The organism is Neorhizobium sp. LjRoot104 (assembly GCF_964253725.1).
GTDB lineage: Bacteria > Pseudomonadota > Alphaproteobacteria > Rhizobiales > Rhizobiaceae > Neorhizobium.
The window spans coordinates 505,073-526,046 of the sequence record NZ_CAXURS020000002.1 but is presented as its reverse complement, the minus strand read 5'-3'; the positions used below and the strand labels follow the sequence as shown (position 1 = coordinate 526,046).

The 20,974-nt window shown below is 58.5% G+C and carries 16 protein-coding genes and 5 pseudogenes; 10 read left to right on the top strand and 11 right to left on the bottom strand.

What is annotated here, in order from left to right:
- Positions 1–76 precede the first annotated feature (76 nt).
- Positions 77–345, bottom strand: a pseudogene (locus tag ACSQ8R_RS24700) (hypothetical protein).
- A 52-nt stretch (positions 346–397) separates the two neighbouring features.
- Here ACSQ8R_RS24700 and ACSQ8R_RS24695 point away from each other — a divergent pair.
- Positions 398–569 (top strand): annotated as a pseudogene (locus ACSQ8R_RS24695) (MBL fold metallo-hydrolase); the annotation flags it as partial.
- Positions 570–761: 192 nt separating this feature from the next.
- Here the strand turns inward: ACSQ8R_RS24695 and ACSQ8R_RS24690 are convergent.
- Positions 762–2,099 carry an ATP-binding protein gene (locus ACSQ8R_RS24690; RefSeq protein ID WP_436255987.1) on the bottom strand — a complete coding sequence of 446 codons (1,338 nt, stop codon included), beginning with the start codon at positions 2,097–2,099 and terminating at the stop codon, positions 762–764.
- A 278-nt stretch (positions 2,100–2,377) separates the two neighbouring features.
- On the opposite strand from ACSQ8R_RS24690, the gene ACSQ8R_RS24685 reads away from it, so the two are divergent.
- Complete coding sequence (locus tag ACSQ8R_RS24685) at positions 2,378–3,226, top strand: MipA/OmpV family protein (RefSeq protein ID WP_436255986.1); 849 nt, start codon at positions 2,378–2,380, stop codon at positions 3,224–3,226.
- Between the two features lie 93 nt (positions 3,227–3,319).
- Here the strand turns inward: ACSQ8R_RS24685 and ACSQ8R_RS24680 are convergent, their stop codons facing one another.
- The 3 genes from ACSQ8R_RS24680 to ACSQ8R_RS24670 all read right to left on the bottom strand — a co-directional run bounded on the left by ACSQ8R_RS24680 (position 3,320) and on the right by ACSQ8R_RS24670 (position 8,552).
- Entirely contained in the window at positions 3,320–4,042 is a 723-nt protein-coding gene (locus tag ACSQ8R_RS24680; protein WP_436257272.1) for a response regulator transcription factor, read from the bottom strand.
- Between the two features lie 203 nt (positions 4,043–4,245).
- Positions 4,246–7,308, bottom strand: coding sequence for an efflux RND transporter permease subunit (locus ACSQ8R_RS24675; RefSeq protein ID WP_436255985.1), 3,063 nt, complete (start codon positions 7,306–7,308; stop codon positions 4,246–4,248).
- Positions 7,305–8,552 (bottom strand): efflux RND transporter periplasmic adaptor subunit, encoded by a 1,248-nt coding sequence (locus ACSQ8R_RS24670; RefSeq protein ID WP_436255984.1) that lies wholly within the window; start codon positions 8,550–8,552, stop codon positions 7,305–7,307. The genes ACSQ8R_RS24675 and ACSQ8R_RS24670 overlap by 4 nt, the downstream gene beginning before the upstream one ends.
- A 74-nt stretch (positions 8,553–8,626) precedes the next feature.
- On the opposite strand from ACSQ8R_RS24670, the gene ACSQ8R_RS24665 reads away from it, so the two are divergent.
- Both ACSQ8R_RS24665 and ACSQ8R_RS24660 read left to right on the top strand, forming a co-directional pair.
- The gene (locus ACSQ8R_RS24665) at positions 8,627–9,736 is read left to right on the top strand and encodes a hypothetical protein (protein ID WP_436255983.1); all 1,110 of its coding nucleotides are present in this window, start codon (positions 8,627–8,629) and stop codon (positions 9,734–9,736) included.
- The gene (locus tag ACSQ8R_RS24660; protein WP_436255982.1) at positions 9,733–10,095 is read left to right on the top strand and encodes a hypothetical protein; all 363 of its coding nucleotides are present in this window, start codon (positions 9,733–9,735) and stop codon (positions 10,093–10,095) included. The genes ACSQ8R_RS24665 and ACSQ8R_RS24660 overlap by 4 nt, the downstream gene beginning before the upstream one ends.
- Before the next feature lie 154 nt (positions 10,096–10,249).
- Here the strand turns inward: ACSQ8R_RS24660 and ACSQ8R_RS24655 are convergent.
- From ACSQ8R_RS24655 to ACSQ8R_RS24630, 6 genes and pseudogenes are all read right to left on the bottom strand, one after another.
- A pseudogene (locus ACSQ8R_RS24655) lies at positions 10,250–10,822 on the bottom strand (IS701 family transposase); the annotation flags it as partial.
- A gap of 12 nt (positions 10,823–10,834) precedes the next feature.
- Positions 10,835–11,298, bottom strand: a pseudogene (locus ACSQ8R_RS24650) (IS630 family transposase); the annotation flags it as partial.
- Positions 11,299–11,753: 455 nt separating this feature from the next.
- The gene (locus tag ACSQ8R_RS24645; protein WP_436255981.1) at positions 11,754–12,422 is read right to left on the bottom strand and encodes a glutathione S-transferase family protein; all 669 of its coding nucleotides are present in this window, start codon (positions 12,420–12,422) and stop codon (positions 11,754–11,756) included.
- Between the two features lie 103 nt (positions 12,423–12,525).
- Positions 12,526–13,437: a LysR family transcriptional regulator gene (locus ACSQ8R_RS24640; RefSeq protein ID WP_436255980.1), complete on the bottom strand. Its 912-nt coding sequence runs from the start codon at positions 13,435–13,437 to the stop codon at positions 12,526–12,528.
- 83 nt (positions 13,438–13,520) lie between these two features.
- Positions 13,521–13,664: pseudogene (locus tag ACSQ8R_RS24635) on the bottom strand (antitoxin); the annotation flags it as partial.
- A 301-nt stretch (positions 13,665–13,965) separates the two neighbouring features.
- Positions 13,966–14,988 carry a LacI family DNA-binding transcriptional regulator gene (locus ACSQ8R_RS24630; RefSeq protein ID WP_436255979.1) on the bottom strand — a complete coding sequence of 341 codons (1,023 nt, stop codon included), beginning with the start codon at positions 14,986–14,988 and terminating at the stop codon, positions 13,966–13,968.
- A 316-nt stretch (positions 14,989–15,304) separates the two neighbouring features.
- Between ACSQ8R_RS24630 and ACSQ8R_RS24625 the strand changes: the two genes are divergently transcribed.
- From ACSQ8R_RS24625 to ACSQ8R_RS24600, 6 genes are all read left to right on the top strand, one after another.
- Positions 15,305–16,591: an ABC transporter substrate-binding protein gene (locus ACSQ8R_RS24625; RefSeq protein WP_436257271.1), complete on the top strand. Its 1,287-nt coding sequence runs from the start codon at positions 15,305–15,307 to the stop codon at positions 16,589–16,591.
- A gap of 214 nt (positions 16,592–16,805) precedes the next feature.
- Complete coding sequence (locus tag ACSQ8R_RS24620; protein WP_436255978.1) at positions 16,806–17,753, top strand: carbohydrate ABC transporter permease; 948 nt, start codon at positions 16,806–16,808, stop codon at positions 17,751–17,753.
- Positions 17,750–18,694: a carbohydrate ABC transporter permease gene (locus ACSQ8R_RS24615; protein WP_436255977.1), complete on the top strand. Its 945-nt coding sequence runs from the start codon at positions 17,750–17,752 to the stop codon at positions 18,692–18,694. The genes ACSQ8R_RS24620 and ACSQ8R_RS24615 overlap by 4 nt, the downstream gene beginning before the upstream one ends.
- The gene (locus ACSQ8R_RS24610; RefSeq protein ID WP_436255976.1) at positions 18,691–18,879 is read left to right on the top strand and encodes a hypothetical protein; all 189 of its coding nucleotides are present in this window, start codon (positions 18,691–18,693) and stop codon (positions 18,877–18,879) included. The genes ACSQ8R_RS24615 and ACSQ8R_RS24610 overlap by 4 nt, the downstream gene beginning before the upstream one ends.
- A 3-nt stretch (positions 18,880–18,882) precedes the next feature.
- Positions 18,883–19,980 (top strand): ABC transporter ATP-binding protein, encoded by a 1,098-nt coding sequence (locus ACSQ8R_RS24605; RefSeq protein ID WP_436255975.1) that lies wholly within the window; start codon positions 18,883–18,885, stop codon positions 19,978–19,980.
- Entirely contained in the window at positions 19,973–20,968 is a 996-nt protein-coding gene (locus ACSQ8R_RS24600) for an ABC transporter ATP-binding protein (RefSeq protein ID WP_436255974.1), read from the top strand. The genes ACSQ8R_RS24605 and ACSQ8R_RS24600 overlap by 8 nt, the downstream gene beginning before the upstream one ends.
- The last annotated feature ends 6 nt before the right edge of the window (positions 20,969–20,974 follow it).

The window sequence follows — 20,974 nt, the reverse complement described above, 5'->3', positions numbered from 1 at the left end:
GCCATCTGTCGCCTCGACAGGATCTGAACCGACACCCCTCCATTTCGACACCCCAACTACCTAGGAACATTCGATATTATCCTTCACGGTTATCTAGGATGCGGATTGGGAACATATTCTCGCCGTGGTAGTGTAGACGGGTATGATGTAGTCTACATAGCCAACGTACATTTAGGGGCTCATCGTATCGATCATGATGAGCGTCTACCACTTCACCCCACAAACCTCACACGTTTGTTTCTCGAGGTCACCAGCCTTCACAGCCCTCTGGACGGCGAGGTGAGCATCATATTTTGCTGGATTGGTTCGGCGCCAGATGGCCTGACGGGTATTGGTTTTCAACATGGGATTGTTCCCAAATAAGTTTACCCCGCAACGAGCTCAGAGATCCAGGCGGCCGGGATCGGATCAAGACAAAGATGCGGCACTCCCGGGTCGACGGCGGATCTTTGATCGCGCTGCGGCAGAGCGCCTCATGTTGCTCGGCTTCCACTATCCTTTGCGAGCCTCGGTTACATGCTAAATAGTGACCGTGCTATCTCTGGGTTCCTGTCGGTTGGCAGTTTTAAAATCTTCGTAGCGGGTTAATCCATGGTTTCCTTCGCTTCGAAGTAACCCAGAACTTCGAAATGAGCCATGAAGGATGGGCGCGCAAACGCCCCCAACGAGCCAAGGTTTAACTTAAGAAGATGCTCCGACCCTTTTGAGCGCGAGTGCTTTGACACTGGGATTGGAAAATGTATCTCCCGAAGGCGTCCAATCTACGAGTGAGTAAGCGGTATCTTCAACCGTGCGACTAGGCCATGAGGCTGTCGCTCCAGAAACTCCAAAGTGCCTGCATGCCCCTGAACGATTTCAGAGACAATGGATAAGCCTAAACCAAACCCTGCGCTGTTTACCGACCGGGCCGAATCGATCTTGTAGAACGGCTCCAAGACCCGTGACCGCAGGACCTCGGGGATGCCGGGACCGTCGTCGGTTACCTCGATGACGACGGTCTCCGCAACGACACCTAGGCAAATCTCGACGTTACTGCCGAATTTGGCTGCGTTTTCGCAAAGGTTGTTAACCGCTCGAGTTATCGCAACTGGCTTGAGGCGTGCCGGCAGACGATTCGGGCCGACATAGCTCACGTTGTGGCCGATGTCGCTGAATTCGTAGCAGATGGTTTGAAGCATCGAGGCTAGATCGACGATTTCCGCTGTCTCGCGGTTATGATCGTCGCGCAGGTAGCGAAGACTATCCCTTAGGAGGCTGTCGATCCGAGAGATGTCGGCAAGCAACATGTCTCTCAATTCACCCTCGCAAGCACGCTCCGCACGCAACCTTAACCGTGTCAAAGGGGTTCGGAGATCATGACTTACCCCTCGCAGCATTCGCGTCCGGCCTTCGATCATCGTTGTGATGCGATCGCTCATGCCGTTCAGCGACCGTGCGACGGCGACGATTTCAACGCTTCCCTTTTCTTCGAAAATCATTCGTCCGGATGTGATGTCGGCATTTGCTGCTGCCGCCGCAATCTTCCGCAATGGACGCGTGATTGCCCTCACGGCGAAGGAGGAAAAGAGGACGATCAATGTGATAAGCGCTACCAGGTAGTGCGGGCCTCGGGCCAGGAGTTCATTCCAAAAAGCCGTGTCCTGAAACCCTCCCAATACCAGCATTGACTGTTCATCGACCTCGGCGGAAACGACGCGCTTGCCGTTAAGAAACGTCTTCCAACCACCCACCGGTGTCTGCGTTCCGTCAGGCGCGAACAGGAAGTCAACCACAGCATCGAGCTTGCTTTCGGCGGTAGATGTCGTGGTGAATGTGGTTTTGAGTGAACTCGGTTGCAGGGTTAGATCCCAGCCAGCGCGACGGGCGGCCGAAACGACCACATCACGTTCTTCGAGTGTTGCCGTTTTCAGGATGGAACTGAGCGCAAAGACCCGATCCGCGTAGGTGTCGACGGTGTCGATATCGAGCATCGGGTAATCGTTACCTACCCTTTGCTCAAGCATGGAGCCGCCCACGACGATGATGATGAGACCAAAAAGTATGATCGCCGTGATCTGACTTTGAATAGTCGAAAGCGAAAAAAGGTGGCGGTGCGGCATCCAAACTCCGGTGCATCTGGGCGGACCAATAAGGGTCGCGCCTATTGGCAAGTGGTGAAGATACCCGAACTCTCGCGTAAGGTCGCGGATGTTTCCTTGATCAATCATTACGTTTTGTTGCGATTCGAGAAGGTTTATTCTGTCATTCCGGGCATCCAGGGATCCGTAACAAAGCGTAACACAAATACACGTTCCCTATGGCTCCACCATGCAACAACCGCCTCGCAGGACCCGCTTGCGATCTGGAACGGCGGGCTGATCACGCATCTGGAGCCCTCATGTCATACCTTAAACGAAACAAGCGGCGCCTTTCCCCCGTCGCGCTATGTGCTGTCATTGGCTTTGCAGGGCTGGCCTCGAAGGCCTCTGCTGCCGATCAGGCCGCGTCGAATGGCACGCCTGAACCACCCTTCGATGGCGCACGGTTCGAGAACACCAAGCCCAAGCATGACTGGAGCCTGATCGTCGGCGCCGGCGCCGCCTACGAACCCAAATATGAAGGAAGCGACGAGTTCGAGGTGAGCCCCATTCCCTTCGTCGTCTTCACATATGGAGACTGGTTGGAGATCAATCCCGGCGGCATCAGTGTGACGCCTTACAAGGCCAATGGATTTTCCATCTCCGGAAATGTCGGGTACGAAACCGGCCGTAAGGACGATGACGGAGACCGCCTCAGGGGGCTCGGCGACATCGATTTTGCGGCTACTGTCGGCGCTAAGCTTGCCTATGAATGGGGTCCGGTTGAGCTTTATGCAAGCGTGGATCAGACCATCAATGGTAGCGAAAGCCTAATCGGAAAATTCGGCTTAGAATACTCGGCGCCGGTGACCGAACGGCTTATCATTGGTGCGAAAGCAGAGGCAACCATCGCGAATGCCAAGCATATGCAGGCTTATTTCGGGATTGATGCGGCACAGGCAGCGCGCTCGGGCTTGCCCGAATACAAAGCGGAAGCAGGCCTCAAGCGCATCGACGTCTCCGCATCCGCCACATATGCCTTGAGCGAACGTTGGCTGGTTCGTGGCGAAGTTGGGGTTGGCGTCTTGACCGGAGACGCTGCCGATACCCCGATCGTCGAAGAGAAGGTGCAGCCCTCGGTATCGGCCTTTGTCGGTTATAAATTCTGACCGGCATCCAAGCCCTGGAACGCAGGTAATATCGATAAAAACAGCCGGGCTTGACCCGGCTGTTTCTGTTTCGCGAGCTCACCGCCATGCGTGTCAGAATTCCTCTACCGCAGCGGTAAACGTGTATCCCCCGAGCCTGACCGTCTGCAGCATCGCCGGCTCCCTCGGATCCGCCTCGATTTTCTGGCGCAGCCGGCTGATATGCACATCTATGCTGCGCTCGATAGGACCGGCCAGCCCGGCATGGGTGAATTGCAGCAGTTCCTCGCGTGTAATGATCCGGCCGGGATTGCGACAGAAGGCCAACAAGAGATCGAATTCCGTCGTCGTCAAAGAAATGCGGGCGTTGCTCGGATCATAGACCTGCCGGCGCATGGGATCGATCAGCCAGCCGTCAAACCGAAGCTTTCTCTGCCCCGAGCTGTTCGTCAATCCGTAGGATGCCCGCCGAAGAAGGCTGCGGACACGAGCGACGACCTCCCGCGGGCTGAATGGCTTGGTGATATAATCATCCGCGCCGACTTCGAGCCCGACGATCCGATCGACCTCCTCGCCAAGGGCAGTAAGAAGGATAATGGGGACGGTCCTTTCCGAACGAATGCGCTTGCAGATGCTAAGGCCATCCTCGCCCGGCAGCATGATGTCCAGGATGATGAGATCGAAGGAATTGTTTCGGAGCAGAGATTGCATCAACCGTCCATCTTCGGCGACGGTGGCGTGCATACCGCTTTCCTGGATTGTCAGCGCCAGAAGATTGCCGATAGCCGGATCGTCCTCGACGATCAGTATCCTGGCGTTAGCGAAATTCGGCTGCATCGACATGTTTCCTGTTTGGGAGTGCGTAAGGATGCCTGCAGGATAACGTCCCAAATATTTCGCTTTGTTAAGTTTTATTGCGATGTCTCGGGTGCCGCGTTTCAGTGTGGCCATCACCACCGATTATGGTTCTACCAGAATCTCTGGGCCGGCCAAATGGCCGGCCCAGACGTCTAGCGCCACCGTCGGCGGCGCCGGATCCGTCAGATCTCGGCCGACTGGAGGAAAGGCCGGAAGACGCGGACGGCCCAATCGCCGACACTCGAAACGATCAAGTGAAGCGAGGGAATAACGATCAGCGACAGGAGAGTGGAAACCAGCAGCCCGCCGATCACCGCAATCGCCATGGGGGCGCGGAATTCGCCGCCGTCGCCGATCCCAATCGCGGACGGCAGCATGCCGCCGACCATGGCGAGCGTCGTCATGATGATCGGCCGCGCCCGCTCCGAACACGCCTCGACGATGGCGTCAATGCGGGACAGGCCATGGGCTTCGCGGTGGATTGCGAAGTCCAGCAGCATGATGGCGTTCTTGGTCACGATGCCCATCAGCATCAAGATGCCGATGACGACCGGAAGCGACAGGGCACTGCCGCTCAAAAACAGGCCCGCCGCAACGCCGCCGATCGAGAGTGGTAGGGAGGCCAGGATCGTCCATGGCGCCAGGATGCTTCCGAATAGGAGGATGAGGACAACGAGAACCAGTAGGAGACCGGCTCCCATCGCCACGCCGAAACTGGAAAATACCTCGCCCTCGGTATCCGAGTCTCCCGTCGCCTGAATCCGAACGCCTTGCGGCAGGTTCTTGACGCTGTCCAATTCCATAAGCCTGTCGAGCCCCTGGCCTGACGTCAGGCCGGAGGCCATATCCGCGCCGATCTCGATGCGGCGTTCGCGATCAAAACGTTCGATGGTGGACACCGATTCATCGAGACTCATGTCGACCACGGCGGACAACGGGACGGCGGTCCCGTCGGCGGCGGGCACCGTCAGCATTTCGAGCGTCGGCAGGTCATTGCGAGCCCTGCTGTCCAGCAGGACGCGGATTGGAATCTGCCGCGAACCGTCGGTGAACTTCGGCAGACGGGTGTCCACGTCGCCAACGGTCGAAACGCGGATCGTTCGAGCAATCTCGGCCGACGACACACCGATCGTCGAAGCCTTGTCCATCTGCACCGTCATCCGTAGTTCCGGCCGCGTCGCCGCGTTGTCAGCAGTTGGATTGACGAAACTCTTGTCCGCCGCAAGTGTGGCGAGGATTGCCTCCGCAGCGCGCTGGGCGAGATCACTATCGGCGGAAAGGACCGCGAACGACAGGTCCCTTCCTCCTCGCGTATTGAGAAAACGCAGCCGCACGTCGGCAACGGCCGAAAGTGTTCTCTCGAGGCTCTCCTCTATCGCAAAGGATGAGCGGGCTCTTTGCGACTTGTGGAGGAGGTCGACCAGAACCACGGCATAGCGCACATCTTCCTGTCCTGTCGTATTGGCGCCGGCTCGCACGAACACATGCTCTACCCCATCCTGTAGACGGACCAGGTCGACGATCTCGTTCGTCGCCTTGCGGGTTTCGTCGAGGCCTGCACCCGGCGGCAGTTCCACGGAGAGTGTCAAACGGCCCGTATCCTCCTCCGGCAGAAATGCGGTCGGCAGCGATCCTATGACGACAAGCGCGAGAGCGAAAACGCCAAGGGCGCAGCCGACCGTCAACCACCGCCAACGGAGCGTGACCCGCAGCAACCCTTCATAAGCAAGTGCGAGAAGTCCTTTTTGTTCCGGCGAAGCTGCATGACTCGTCATAATGTAGGCAGCCAAAATAGGCGTAATGAGCCGCGCGACGAGAAGAGAGAAGAAAACCGCTATGGCGACCGTCAGGCCGAACTCGCGGAAATAAAGACCGACCACGCCGCTCATAAAACCAACCGGGGTAAAGACCGCGATGATCGTTGCGGAAATCGCCATGACGGCAAGTCCGATCTCATCAGACGCGTCCAGCGCCGCCCGATAGGCAGATTTGCCCATGTTGCGATGGCGGACAACGTTTTCGATCTCGACGATCGCATCGTCGACCAGGATGCCGGTGACGAGGGTGATCGCCAGCAGGCTCAGGATGTTGAGCGAGAAACCAAGAAGATCAATCGCGAAAAAGGTCGGGATGATGGAGAGCGGCAAGGCGACGGCGGCAACGGCCGTCGCTCGCCAGTCACGCAGGAACAGAAACACGATCACGATGGAAAGTGACGCTCCTTCGAACAAGGTCTTCATGGCCGAATGATAGTTACCCGCCGTGTAGGACACGTTGTCTTCCACCAGCTTGAACTGAGTGCTCGCGTTGTCTGAGCTGAGGGTGGCAAGTGCCGCCGCCACCTCCTGCGCCACGGCGACGTCGCTGGCACCTTGCGATCGATAAACGGAAAAGCCGATGACATCGAATTTGTCGAGAGTGGCGAAGGACCGGGGCTCCGCGACGGTATCCCTGACCTGGCCGATATCGCTCAACCGGATACTGGTCGTGTCCGACAGGGAGATTCGAAGAGCCGCGAGTTCCTGCACGCTTCGGGCCACGGCGACGGACGTGATCGTTCGGTCCCGCCCGCTGAGGCTGCTCCTCCCGCCGGATCCGTCTATCTGGTTGTCGATCAGGTTCTGATTCACTGCATTGGCCGTCAGCGACAGCGCCTGCAGCCGGGTCGGGTCCAGTTCGACGTGGATTTCCCGCTCAACACCTCCGATCCGCTCGACCCGCCCCACACCTTTGAGCCCCTGAAGTCTTCGCGAGACAACGTCGTCCACGAACCAGGACAGCTCCGAAAGCGTCATGTCCCTGTTGGTGACGGCATACGTCACCATGGACTGTGCCTCTTCCTCCACCCGCTCGATCACGGGTTCATCGATAGTCTCCGGCAAATCGGAGCGCACCTTGACGACTGCGTCACGCACGTCCGCGACGGCGCGATCCGGCGATACCAGGCCCAGCTCGAACTCGACTTCCGTGACGGAGCGTCCTTGCGTGACGGTAGATTTCATTTCCTTGATGTTCGGCAACGTCGCCACCGCATTCTCGACCGGACGCGTCACTTCGGTTTCGAGTTCGCTGGGCGTCGCTCCCGACTGTTCGACAGTGATCTTGACAACGGGTTCGGTGATCGTCGGGAAATAGGTGATCGGGAGTTGGGTGAAACTGTAGAGGCCGACGACGATCAGCACGACGAAAAGAAGAAGCGACGGAAGTGGCTTGCGGATTGCCCAGGCGGAGATGTTCATGCTCATCGCGTCAGGGCTCCCGTCCGATTTTCCAGCGATGCGGCGGCGGCAGGCACTCGGGCTTGAGACTCAGGCGGCGATACTATGACGGCCTTGACCCGTTCCTCCGCCTTCAGGAAGGCCCCGGCCTTCAGCGCGATCGCCTCCCCGGCCTTTATGCCGTCGACGATCTCGACCAACCCTCCCTGCGAAGACCCGACGCCCACGCGGCGCACATTCACTACGCCATCGGAAATCACGTAGACATTGTGTGCGCCCCCGGCGCTTCGGACGGCAGAACTGGGTACGAGGATGTTTCTGCGTTCGGCGACGTCGATTGCGCCGCGGGCGAATACGCCGGGGACAAGCCTTTCATCATCGGCAAGCTCGACCCGGACAGTTCCGCTTCTTGTCTTGGGGTCCAGTTGGGCAGCGTTCAGACGAATTCTGCCTTCTATGGCGTCATTCCTGCCCGGCAAAGCGATCGCGGCGCGCATTCCCTCATGCAGACGCACGAAACTTGTTTCAGTCACCTGCGCCACGAATTCCATGTCGTCGTCTTCGGCGATGACAAAAAGCGGCTCGGCCGACCCGGAAGTCATCGCGCCTATACGCGCGTTGCGGCTCAGTATCTTGCCGGCGCTCGGAGCCCGCACTGTGCTTCGCTCGACCGTCAGTTCGATCTCCTGCCGCTCGCGAGCGATCATCTGTTCTTCGGCTTCGGCGAGTTCCAACGATTGACCTGCAAGCCGCAGTTCAGCACGGGCCCGCGCATAGGCATTCTGATGCTCCTCGAGGACGTTGTCGGCGATAGCGCCTTTCGGCTGAAGCGCGCGGCTGCGCTCGAGCTTCCTGCGGGCTTCTTCCTCACTGATCAAAGCCAGATCCACCCGGCTGCTCTCGACGGCAACGGCTGCCCTGGCGCGCAGCAGGCTCACCGCGTTCTTCCCGAGCTGCATCTGGGCCTCCGTAGTGTCCAGGAGTGCAAGTGCTTCGCCCCGATCAACATGCTGCCCCGCCTCGACGAGGATCTGCCTGATCTCCTTACCGAGAACCGATGGCTGAACCTGGATCTCCTCTCGTGCGGCAAGCGTTCCAACAACCTCGATCCGCTCGGTAATCGCTTCCTGCCGGGCGACCACTGCCGTTACGGGCATCTGCCGTTCCTCAGCAAGCGAGCCAGTGGGCAGGCAGAAGGCGACAAGTGCAGCTCTTGCCGCACGGTTGGCGCTATATCTCAGCGCAGAGACGATCTTTGGTGATGCAGTCATGAGGCGACCCTATTTGTACCGGAGCACCACAGTGCCCACCGTTTCGGATTGCACTGTAGAGAGACGGAAAGCCCGTGCTGTTTCGTATTCTTAAGAAATGTTTCGGCGTATCGGACGTCGCCGACATCAACGGCAACCGGGCGAAACATGATTTAACAACAATCAACATCGGGAAGCCCGAGGGCGGCCTACCATCGCTTCTGGATCATGAAGGAAGTGGTGAGATGGTCACAATTGTTTGCATGAAATGGGGAAGCGAGTTCACGGCCGCTCATGTCAATGCGCTTTATGCCGGTGTGCTGCGAAATATGGACGAAGCCTTTGTCTTCGTCTGCCTGACGGATGATGGCCTCGACCTTGCCACCGGCATCGATGTTCGGCCGATACCCGATCTCGGTCTACCTGAGCGTGCATGGCGCCGGGGATGCTGGCCGAAGGTCGGGGTGTTCGCCCCGCATCTCTTTCCGTTTGAGGACGTCGTGCTTTTTCTCGATTTGGACGTCATGGTGCAACATTCGCTCGCGCCCTTTATCGAACTCGTCCGCCGGCGCCGCCATCTCGTCATTCAGCGGGAATGGAACCCTGATCTATGGAGCCTTCTGCCCCCTATTCTCAGACCCGACCGCGGCGCGCAGTCTTCCGTCTTTGGCTTTAACCCCGCAAACCTGGAACGCGTATACAGCGACTTCACTGCTGAAACTGCCAGGATCATCGAAGCGTTCAAGAACGACCAGGCCTATCTGAGCCATGCGGTGAAGCGGCGAAGCTATTGGCCCACCGGTTTCTGTGTCAGCTTCAAGAGAAGTTGTACGCATTATTTTCCGATCAACCTGCTCCAGCCGAAGATCAGGCAGCCGAGGAAGGCGAAAGTCATCGTCTTCCACGGGAAGCCGCGTCCCTGGGAGACGTTAGTGGGAAACGGTGTGCGCTGGGGATCAAAACGTCGGTTCGGCATCGGTCCAGTTCCGTGGATAAAGCGGTATTTCGATCAGGCGGATGCAATGCTTGCGTCGATCCACGTCAGCGCAAACAGGGAATCGCAATTGCACCTCGTCAGAAGCCCAGATGGTTTTAGCCAGGGTCGCCTCCCAGCCAACGGACAGGGCGAGCCAAATCCCGGACATGTCGTTCAGGGTGCAGCAATGCCAGCGGCGCAGAACTTGACCGGTAAGGTTTCTCCATGATCGGGGTAAACGTTGCGCCGCATCCTCTTATTCTTATTTACGCACGCAGCTCCATTGCGTCACGACTCGGCCAGACGCTTGCGCAGCAAGCATTCTCCATCACAACTGCAATGGATCACAGGGAGTTTGTGGCGGCGCTCGAACATGACCGCTGTTGGGCGATCGTGACTGGCACGGCGCATGTCCGTGAGGTCCGGGCAAGGACAAGCCATCCGATCATCAACTACGAGATCTTCATCCACAGCGTACCGCAGACCACCAATCCTTTCTCTCGCACCGCACCCTATTTTGATGCCAACGAATTTACCAAGCGCGTCCGCTCTCAGATGAAGAACCCACGAGATGAGGTCGGACCCTAGCATTACAGTTGCATTTTAGTTTTGAGATGAGCTCGTCGAGCTGCCGCCTGATGGGTGCGCCTCCAAGATGACCATGCGATGACGTAGGCGAGGTTTATGCGACGCTGAGCGAGTCTGATGGCGATGCGCCGGACTTCCTGGATAGACCAGCGGATCAAATCCTGATGGTCGGCATCCGCGGTCTTTTTTGGGGCGTCGCGTCGTTGGCACGGTACCGGATCAGCGCCATCATGGCGAAGGCAAGCATGACGTGGCAGACGTGGCGATGCCAGCCATGCCATGACCGGGTTTCGTTGTGATCGAATCCGAGCTCGTTCTTGGCGGTCTCGAAGCTGTCTTCGATCGCCCAGCGATGGCCTTCAACGGAAACGAGCGTCTGGATGTCCGTCCCGGCAGGGCACCATGTGGTGAAGAATGCGAGATCACCGTCGCTGATATTGTGCCGGATCAGGAGGCCACGGGTCCAAAGCCCCGATTTTATCTCGCTATATTCGTCGGCATCGAGATCGGCGAGTTCGCAGTAGGCCCAGTCATGAAGCCGCGCGCCTTTGGTGCCCTCACCTGCGGAAAGACGTTGCCATGCGCTTGGATCGAGATCACGGGCGATCTCCTGCGCTGTGCCGGCGACCGGAGGCTTTCCCGACCACGAGCCGAAATAGTGGTCCGATTTAACCCCAAGAACGTGGCCTTTGAAGGCTTGGCGCAGGGTTCCTTCGACGTCCCCGATCGATTCCGACAAAAGCTGCTCGCCTTTCCTGCATCGTCCATGCGTGCGAGCCATATTCGTCGCCGTCCAGTTCTCATCGATGAACACGAGCCGCTCTGGGTCGAGATCGAGTTGGTCCTCGAACCAGCATTGTCGCTTTTCCTGGATGTCCGGACGGCTCTGCTCTACCGCATGGCCAGTCTTTTTTTGCGCGTCTGGTCGTGCCGAACCAGAAACCGGTGCAGGGCCGACTTGCTCGCAATGATGCCCTGGCCCGCAAGAGCGTTACGAAGCTCGAACAACGTCCCATCGCGGTGCTCCCCGAGCCAGGCCATGATCAGATCGGCATGAGCTTCAATCTTGTGGGAACTGCGGTCGCCACCGAGAGGACGAGGACGAACGTTCCCTTGCCGGATTTGTAGGTTACGCCAGCGGCTCACACTGGCGGCACTGACGCCGAAACGCTCGGCAGCCTCCCTATGTGGAGCGCCGCAGTCATGCTATCGGCGTAATATCTTCTACATTAACAAGCTGGAACAAAGCAGCCCCGGCAAGTTCGAGAACAAGATCGAACTTACGAGCCTATATATAGGCGCCTGTACGAGGTTAGGCGAAAAGGTAATCAATGCCTCTGTCAACGCCTTCTTCGATATGGTCAAGGCCAATGGCGAGCTGGCGGGCCTTTATAAGAAATGGATGCAACAGGATCTTCCCGCATTTCCGGAATCCGTCCCTGACGCTCCATTCACCGTGAAATGACAAGGGTTGGGCCCTTTCCAACACATCTTGATCTTAGTCTGTCAAGTTCCTTTGCTCTAAATGTGAAAGGGATCGATTGTTCAGGCGAGGGAAAAGGCGGCGACCTGCGCCTCATTGCCTGGATGTGGGAGCGTAGTTGACAGTCGGGCTGCACCGATCGGCTTGCGCGGCGTGCATTGCTCTGCATCCTGCATCAGTAGGTGATGCCAACGCCGGTCAGAAACGCGTTCATTCGGTCATCGAGATCGCACTTTGTTTCTGCCCAAGCGGGGACCGTATCGAGAATGCGCTGTTGCCAAGCCCAAAGATTCGGGAATTCAACAAAAGGCGCTTTGGTCCGGTGTACCTGTGAGAATGGTGCGGCGATATCGATGTCAGCCAGCGTGAGTTGGTCGCCGACGATAAACCGCCGTTCTGCAAGATGAGCGTCGAGAACCTGGGCTGCAGAGCGGATGTTCTTAAGTGTGAGGTTGACGATCGATGCGTCCTCGGACTGCCCCATCGCGCGGCCTGCTACACGCTCGTTGAACAGCAGAGTCGAAAAGATCCGCCACTGCTCGCCTGACCAGAACATCCATTGTAGCACTTCATAGCGCTCCTTCGACGTCTTTCCTAGAAGTGGAGAGCTGATCTTGTCGGCCAGGTAGATATTGATCGCCGAAGCTTCCCAGATGGTGGTGTCACCTTCCTGCAGCACTGGCGTCAGCCCATGTGGGTTGAGCCTCAGGAACTCGGGCGTATGGCTTTCGCCCTTAAATAGATCGACATTCACGCGCTCGATTTCGATGCCCATGATTTTTGCAGCAGCGAGGGCACGGCGCAGGCTGCCAGAGCCCAGGTCACCATAGATTTTGATCGACATGGTTTTCTCCTAGTTCGTTCGCCGTTCCGATGAGGGCGTGCGCACTAGGTATGCTATTCCCGATCCGCCGATTAGGCAGACACAGCGAATAGAAATTATTCCATTATAGAATTGAGGCGATGCCGAATTTTGTAGCGTTGACCTGGGTTTCGATGAATTCAACCAGCGCCCGAACCTTCGCGCTCGTGCGCCGTCCAGCAGGCATGACTGCCCATAAATCAAGATCCGGCAAGGACCAGCTTTCGAGCACCTCCCGCACGGCACCGCTTGCCAACTCCGCCTCGAACATCCACTCCGTTGCAACAGAAAGCCCCGCACTCGCCAGAACGGCCGACCGAACACCCTCCGTAGCGTTAACGCGCAACTTGGGCTTCACCGCCATCGTCTTGGTTCCGTGTAGCCCCTTGAACGTAAAACGGTCGCCTCCTTCGCCCTGGGCGAAGACGACGGTCGAGTGATCCATCAGATCTTCAGGTGTCTGCGGCGCAGGATGATTGGAAAGATAGGAAGCGCTACCGACAACGATGCGCCTGCACCGTCCGATCCGTTTGACTACGAGACCAGAATCGTCGAGGTGACCCATCCGAAGTGCAACATCAATGCCCTGCTCAATCAGGCCGACATTCCGGTCATCGAGATGGACCGAAATCTCAACACCCGGGTGGGCGTTGAGAAACAGCGGCAGCTTCGGGATGATGTATTGGCACATGAAGGTGTGTGTACCGCTGATGCGGATTGGCCCTGAAAAATTCCGGGACTTCGTTCCGACGGACGATATTGCCGCCTCAGCGTCCTCTACAACTTTGACAGCATGTTCGTAGAAAGTCCGACCTTGCTCTGTCGGCGTGAGTTGCCGGGTCGACCGGAGGAACAATGATACACCAAGTTCCTGCTCAAGATGGGCGATCGCCTTGGACACGGTCGATTGGCCAACCCCGAATGTCTTTGCCGCGGCGCTGAACGAACTCGTGTCATAGACGCGAATGAAATAGCGCATCGACGTGAAAAGATCCAAATCCCGCCTCCTACAGCCGATCCGCGATTGGCGGAGCCTGACATCATCAACCTAGCCTTCAGATATCAACAAGATTGGATTTGATCCTCCCAGGCTCGCTCTCCATCTATGTCACCGGGAAAGAGGCGCTCAAGTGCATACTGCTTGATTGACTTGCCCTGCAAAGCGGCTAGCGCCTTCAGGCTTTGATGTTGTTGGTCTGTCATGTCGATCGTCAATCGGCTCATCTCAAGTGATCCTGAACTGAAAGGCCCCACATTAGCACAGATGTGGATATGTGGCCCTCGCCCCGATGCTCTGGTGCGATGTCGCTTAGAGAGATCTGCTATTTCGAACAAAAGGCCGATCAGCCCTATCTACCTCTGCTGGAGCAGAACCCTAGATCATCGCTCGACGGGTGCGTCCACAGTCGGATATATTTGGATCATCCACTTGCTTGGTGGATCATCTAAGCCACTGAAAAGACAGTGTGGCGTAAGAATGAATTATGGAAATTGACGGCGACTTTTCTGCGGGCCACCACGACGCTCAAAGGTTTTCCTTGAGCAGAATCTCGATGCGGATCTTTTCCTGGGCGGCGAGGGGTTCGCGGGCATCCGAGCGGGCGCGCATGATGCGAATTGCGCTGCGCACCGCATGGCCCGGATCCTGCGCGATCACGGCATCGATCAGGTCGTCACGCAGCGCCTGTTCGGTAAAGGGCGTTCGCTCATGGACGACCACGGCGATGCCGCCGAGCTCCACGTTTCCGGCAGCAGCCAGGATCGGCGCGCGCGCCTCGGCACTCAGGACGTAGATGCCGGAAACGTCGCGATTACCGGCGAGCACGCGGGCCACCACCTGGCGGGTGCGTGCTTCGTCGGCATGGGTTTCGATCGACGGCAGACAAGTCAGATGCGGGAAGGCGCTGTTGATCACCTGGTCGAAACCGAGTCGGCGCTGGATACTGTCGAGCGACTGCATGGTCTCCGCAATCACCATCACCTTCCCCGGCTGAGGACCCGCGAGCATGCCCATCAGCTTGCCTGCGGTCGCGCCGGCCGCGAAGTTGTCGATGCCGACAAAGTCGGCCTCCGGCAGTTTTTCCTGGCCGGACAGGAATTGCACGACCTTGATATTGCGTTCGAGAAGCCGGGCCATGGCGTCGCGCACCTGAGGGGATTCAGGCGCCATCACGGCAACGCCGTCAACCGTCTCCTTGTCGAGGCTGGAAAGAAGCTTGGCGAGGCCATGCGCATCGTCGATCTCGATCTGACGGTACGCGATCTCGGTGAGGTCGCCCTTGAGCGCACTCGTCAGTTCTTCCACATGGCGCAGAAGCTCCATCAGGTATAGATCGCCAGCATCCGGCAGCAAGAAAAGAAAACGATAGACCTTACTGCGCGCGAGCGATACGGCCGCGGGATTGCGCACGAAGCCGATCCGCTCGATCGCGTCATTCACCAGCCGAGCAGCCTTTGGGCTCACGTTCGGCCGGTCGTTCAAGACACGATCGACGGTCGCAAGGCTGACGCCCGCAGCCTCGGCCAGATCTTTCGCTGTTGGACGCATGGTCACTTCCTGCTGATTTCCGCCTTCCTGAGCTTTCCTTCAAAACGTTGCGAAACGCAAGAATTGATGTGCGCACCTCAAAATTTGCTTGCGTTGAGGTGCGCACATCAATTAACGTCCACCTCAGTTCAGGGTGAGGCATGCAATGCAGCCCGTTCCCCTGGAAGGAGGTCGGCCAAAGATCAGGTCCGGAGCCGGCATTTGGCCCGCAAGGGTGTTTCGCCATCCGTTGGAGACCGGACGGCGCTGGGAGGATGACATGATGAAATCGCTTTACGTGAAAGGCCTGCTGGCTGCCGGAACGGTCGCCTGCTCCATGAGCTTCGGAACTGTCATGGCGCATGCGGACGACAAGGAGCTGACGCTTTGCTGGGCCGCGTGGGACCCGGCCAATGCCCTGGTGGAACTCAGCAAGGACTTTGAGGCTTCGTCCGGCATCAAGATGAGATTCGAGTTCGTGCCGTGGCCGAACTTCGCCGACCGCATGCTGAATGAACTCAACTCGGGCGGCAAGCTCTGCGACCTGATGATCGGCGACAGCCAGTGGATCGGTGGCGCCGCCGAAAACGGCTGGTATGTGAAGCTGAACGATTTTTTCGACAAGGAAGGCATCAAGATGGATGCCTTCGTGCCGGCAACCGTCACCGGCTATTCCGAATGGCCGAAGAACACACCAAACTACTGGTCGCTGCCAGCCTTTGGCGACGTGGTCGGCTGGACCTATCGCAAGGACTGGTTCGAGCGCCCCGAGATCAAGACCGCCTTTAAGCAAAAATTCGGTCGCGACCTCACGCCGCCAGCAACATTCGACGAACTGAAGCAGGTCGCCCAAATTTTCCAGGGCCGCGAAATCGACGGCAAGACCGTCTACGGTGCCTCGATCTACACCGAGCGTGGCTCGGAAGGCATCACAATGGGCGCGATGGACGTGCTTTACAGCTACGGCTTCAAGTACGACAATCCTGAAAAGTCCTACGAGATGGAAGGTTTCGTGAATTCGGAAGGCGCCGTGAAGGGGCTCGAATTCTACAAGTCGCTCTATGATTGTTGCGTCGCGCCGGGCACGTCGAACACCTACATGGGCGAAGGCATTGACGCCTACAAGTCGGGCCAGGTCGCCATGCAGATGAACTTTGCCTTCACCTGGCCAGGCTTCGAGGTCGACCCAAATGTCGGTGGCGGCAAGACCGCATATCTCGTGAACCCGGCCGGCCCCGGCGGCAAGAAATTCGCCCAACTCGGCGGCCAGGGCATTTCGGTCGTTGCCAATACCGACAACATGGACGGCGCATTGGCTTATATCAAGTGGTTCGCCCAGAAGGGCGTGCAGGAGAAATGGTGGTCCATGGGCGGCTTCTCGTGCCTGCGTGCCGTGGTCGAGGACCCGAATTTCGTCAAGAGCCAACCTTATGCGCAGACCTTCCTCGATAGCATGGCCGTCGTGAAGGACTTCTGGGCCGAGCCGTCCTATGCGACGCTGCTCCAGGCATCACAGAAGCGGTTCCACGATTATGTCGTGGCGGGCAACGGCACAGCGAAGCAAGCGCTTGATGGGCTGATCGCCGACTGGACTGAGACGTTCGAGGATGAAGGCAAGCTTTGACGCACAATGGCGTGTCTCCTGGACCTGATCCGGAGATATTTCCATCCTCCTCTCCTCCGGACTTTCCGGGGGAGAGCCCTCAAAGCCAGCGTTCCGCCGGCACCAATCTCTGGAACCCTCAGCCTGCCGGCACAACCCGAACTTTGTCTCGTTGCCTCAAGGGATAAGACACAGCAAGCGGTTGCCCTTTGGAAACGCCATACGGACCCGGACGATGACCGACACACCCGCAGACCACCTCGCTCGCGCGACACCTCAACCGGTTGCAGAGCGCATCCGACGACTGAGCGACAGGGCCATTGCCTGGATATTCGTGGCACCCACGATCTTCCTGCTCCTGTCGATCAACATTTTCCCGCTGATCTGGACGATCCGCCTATCCTTCACCAACTTCGCCGCCAACAAACCCAATGCGGAGGTGAAGTGGGTCGGATTACGCAACTACACGCGCATCCTGACAGACGCCGACACCTGGGCGAACATGCAGACCACCGCGCATTTCCTCATCTGGACAATCCTTTTCCAGGTGCTGGTCGGCTTCTCGCTGGCATGGCTCATAAACCGCAAATTCAGGGGCAACGACCTCGTGACGACGCTGATCGTCATCCCGATGATGCTCTCGCCTGCCGTGGTCGGCAATTTCTGGACCTTCCTTTACCAGCCACAGATCGGCCTGGTGAACTACGCCGTTGAATTCTTGACCGGCATTCCTGCCAACAGCTTCTCGATGCTTGGCCCCGGTGGCTGGGCGCGCTGGGCGATCGTCATCGTCGATACCTGGATGTGGACACCCTTCGTGATGCTGATCTGCCTTGCCGGCCTGCGCTCGATCCCCGACTACATCTATGAGGCAGCGGAAGTCGACCGCGCATCGAAGTGGCGGCAGTTCTGGACGATCACACTGCCGATGGCGCTGCCGTTCCTTATGCTTGCGGTGCTGTTTCGCGGTATCGAGAACTTCCGGATGTTCGACCTCGTTGTACTTCTCACCGGCGGCGGGCCGGGGGACGAGACGCTGCTCGCCTCGATAGACCTCAAGCGCGAGGCGTTCGAGAAATGGCGCACCGGCTATTCCAGCGCCTACGCAATTATACTTTTCGTCACGGTATTCGGCCTCGCCTCAATCTATGTGAAGGCACTGAACAAGGTCAAGGAACGATGAGCGCCCATTCCGTCACCGAACCCTCACCTAGCTCGAAGTGGATTGCCGGCATCCTGGTCGGACTTTACGCGGTGATCACCCTGATACCACTATTGTGGATCATCTCGACGAGCTTCAAGTCCGGCCCGGACTCGATCAGCTATCCGCCGAAAGTCGTCTTCCAGCCGACGCTTGAAGGCTATGTGAACCTCTTTACCACGCAGTCGCGCCCCTCGGCAGAGGAACTGGCCAAGCTGCCTGCGCCCGCCACCTGGTACGACAGGATCACCCGTCAAAGGGGCATGATCATCTCGGGTCCATCGCGCTACGGACAGAGGTTCCTGAACTCGGTCATCATCGGCTTCGGCTCGACATTCCTGTCAATCTTCCTCGGCACGCTTGCAGCCTATGCCTTCAGCCGCTTCAAGGTGCCGCTCAAGGATGATCTGCTGTTCTTCATCCTATCGACCCGGATGATGCCACCTATCGCTGTCGCCATCCCGATCTACCTGATGTTCCGCCAGCTCGGGCTTTCGGATACCCACCTCGGCATGATCCTGCTCTACACAGCGGTCAACCTGTCGCTGTCGGTCTGGCTGCTCAAGGGGTTCATCGACGAAATCCCGCGCGAATACGAGGAAGCGGCACTGATCGACGGCTACACCCGCTTCCAGGCCTTCTACAAAGTCGTCCTGCCGCAGGCAGCGACAGGTATCGCCTCGACCGCGATCTTCTGCCTGATCTTCGCCTGGAACGAATATGCCTTCGCCGTTCTGCTGACGAGCGGGAATGCCCAGACGGCCCCGCCCTTCATCCCGACGATCCTTTCGGTCGGCGGCGGTATCGACTGGCCGGCCGTTGCGGCTGCCGCAACGCTGTTCCTGCTACCCGTTGTCATCTTCACCGTGCTGCTGCGCAAACACCTGCTCCGCGGCATCACCTTCGGAGCCGTGCGCAAATGATGAACTTCCTTGCCCGCCTGCGCCAGTTCCGCCGGTCCGAATGGGAAATGCTCGCATCGGCCCTGATCGCGGTTGGAGTCGTCATGCTCATGCAGCCGCTTTCGCTGCCTCTCTTTACCTTCTCCTTTCCGGTGACGCTGATCGGAACCGTCATGTTCATCATCGTCAGTCATTTTCCGGAGTGAGTCATGGCCCAGATTCGCATTGAAAACCTGCGCAAGGACTTCGGAGCCTTCAATGCGGTGAAGTCGTCCACCTTTACCGTCGAGGATGGCGAGTTCTTCATGCTGCTCGGTCCGTCCGGCTGCGGCAAGACGACGACGCTGCGCATGATGGCCGGCCTTGAACTGCCGACCAGCGGGGAGATCTACATCGGCGGCGAGGAAGTCGGCATGAAACGCGCGAGCGAGCGTGACATCGCCTTCGTGTTCCAGATGTTCGCGCTCTATCCGCATATGAACGTGCGCAAGAACATCTCCTATCCCCTGGTCAGCCAGGGTGTATCGCGCTCTGAGGTAGATCGCCGGGTGGCGGAAGTCGCACGCATTCTGCAGATCGAAACAATCCTCGACAAGCCGGTCGGCGGGCTTTCGGGCGGTGACCGCCAGCGCGTCGCACTCGGCCGTGCGATCGTGCGCCAACCCAAGGCCTTCTTCATGGACGAGCCCCTGGGTGCGCTCGATGCCGAATTCCGCGAGCACATGGCAGAGGAACTGCGCGCCCTGCATGATCGAATGGGGGCAACCACTGTCTATGTCACCCATGACCAACTGGAAGCAATGCAGATGGGCGACAAGATCGTCGTCATGAACCATGGCGTAATCGAGCAGTTCGGCAAGCCGCAGCAGATCTATGACTGGCCAGCGACCAAATTCGTGGCAAAGTTCATCGGCTCGCCGCCGATGTCCTTCCTTGAGTTCGGAGGCCCCATCGAGGAAGGCGGCAGCGAGGTCATGATCGGTGGAGCCCGCATCGAGATACCCACCTCTCGTGAGGGCCACCAGGGTGCGCTGACGCTTGGCGTCCGGCCGGAACATGTTCACCTGTCGGACGCGGCCGGTCTGCGTGGACGGGTGGCCTCCGTCGAATATCTCGGCACCACGCAGATCGTCACGATCCATACCGCGCAAGGCGAGATCAAGGCGCGAACGGCTTCGAGCAATGCCATCCGTACCGACGAGACCGTCGGACTTGAATTCGATCGGCGCTCGCTCACGCTGTTTGATGCGGCCTCCGGCCGGGCACTGGTGTCCGAAGCCAATGAAGGAGTCCTCACCCGTGGCTGACGTCGTCCTCTCCAGCATCAGCAAGTCGTTTGGCGCCACCCAAGCGCTTGGCGACGTGACCATGATAGTACCTGATGGCTCATTCGTGGTGCTCCTCGGGCCAACCGGTGCGGGCAAGACCACGTTGCTGCGGATGGTTTCCGGGCTCGATAACCAGGACAGCGGGGACATCAGGATTGCCGGCCAGTCGATGGCCGGACTGACGCCAGCGCAACGCAATGTCGCGATGGTGTTTCAGCAGTATTCCCTGTACCCGCACATGACGGTGCGGCAGAACCTCGAATTTCCGCTGAAGTCGCCGCTGCTGCGCACGCCGCAATCGACGATCGACCAGAAGGTGAAGGCGATTGCCGAGGTGCTGCAGATCGCCCACAAGCTCGACAACCGCGCAACAGCTCTTTCGGGTGGCGAGATGCAGCGCGTCTCGATCGGCCGGGCGCTGGTACGTAATCCGCAGATTTACCTGATGGACGAGCCACTGAGCTCGCTAGACGCCAAGCTGCGCGCCGATCTTCGGGTCGAACTGAAGAACATCCAGGCGAGATCTGGCGCCACATTCCTCTACGTAACGCATGACCAGATCGAGGCAATGACCATGGCGACCCATGTCGGCGTGCTCAAGGAGGGCCGCCTCGTGCAGTTCGGGCCGCCGCGCGAGATCTACGAAGCGCCGGTGAGCATCTATGCCGCGACCCGGCTCGGCCAGCCGCGGATCAACGTACTGTCCGCAAAACTCTTCCCCGGGGCACCGCCCAAGGCCCAATCGATCGGCCTCCGGCCGGAGCATATTCGTTTCGGAGAAGGCCAGGAAGCGAGGGTGATCCGCGTCGAACATCTCGGCGATCAGACGCGCCTTCATCTCGCTATCGGGGAACACCCCATCATTACAGTGACCGATGCCCATACCACCCTGAAGGGCGGCGATATCATCAAAATCCAACCGCGCCAGCCGCTCTACTTCGATGCGGCCGGAATGCGCCTCGTTTAAAGGAAG

Coding starts and splice junctions, on each gene's coding strand:
- ACSQ8R_RS24645 (WP_436255981.1), bottom strand. CDS start 12,422: ATGTCGATCAAAATCTATGGTGACCTGGGCTCTGGCAGCCTGCGCCGT.
- ACSQ8R_RS24625 (WP_436257271.1), top strand. CDS start 15,305: ATGAGCTTCGGAACTGTCATGGCGCATGCGGACGACAAGGAGCTGACG.
- ACSQ8R_RS24670 (WP_436255984.1), bottom strand. CDS start 8,552: ATGACTGCATCACCAAAGATCGTCTCTGCGCTGAGATATAGCGCCAAC.
- ACSQ8R_RS24630 (WP_436255979.1), bottom strand. CDS start 14,988: ATGCGTCCAACAGCGAAAGATCTGGCCGAGGCTGCGGGCGTCAGCCTT.
- ACSQ8R_RS24680 (WP_436257272.1), bottom strand. CDS start 4,042: ATGCAGCCGAATTTCGCTAACGCCAGGATACTGATCGTCGAGGACGAT.
- ACSQ8R_RS24620 (WP_436255978.1), top strand. CDS start 16,806: ATGACCGACACACCCGCAGACCACCTCGCTCGCGCGACACCTCAACCG.
- ACSQ8R_RS24690 (WP_436255987.1), bottom strand. CDS start 2,099: ATGCCGCACCGCCACCTTTTTTCGCTTTCGACTATTCAAAGTCAGATC.
- ACSQ8R_RS24675 (WP_436255985.1), bottom strand. CDS start 7,308: ATGAGCATGAACATCTCCGCCTGGGCAATCCGCAAGCCACTTCCGTCG.
- ACSQ8R_RS24605 (WP_436255975.1), top strand. CDS start 18,883: ATGGCCCAGATTCGCATTGAAAACCTGCGCAAGGACTTCGGAGCCTTC.
- ACSQ8R_RS24610 (WP_436255976.1), top strand. CDS start 18,691: ATGATGAACTTCCTTGCCCGCCTGCGCCAGTTCCGCCGGTCCGAATGG.
- ACSQ8R_RS24660 (WP_436255982.1), top strand. CDS start 9,733: ATGATCGGGGTAAACGTTGCGCCGCATCCTCTTATTCTTATTTACGCA.
- ACSQ8R_RS24685 (WP_436255986.1), top strand. CDS start 2,378: ATGTCATACCTTAAACGAAACAAGCGGCGCCTTTCCCCCGTCGCGCTA.
- ACSQ8R_RS24615 (WP_436255977.1), top strand. CDS start 17,750: ATGAGCGCCCATTCCGTCACCGAACCCTCACCTAGCTCGAAGTGGATT.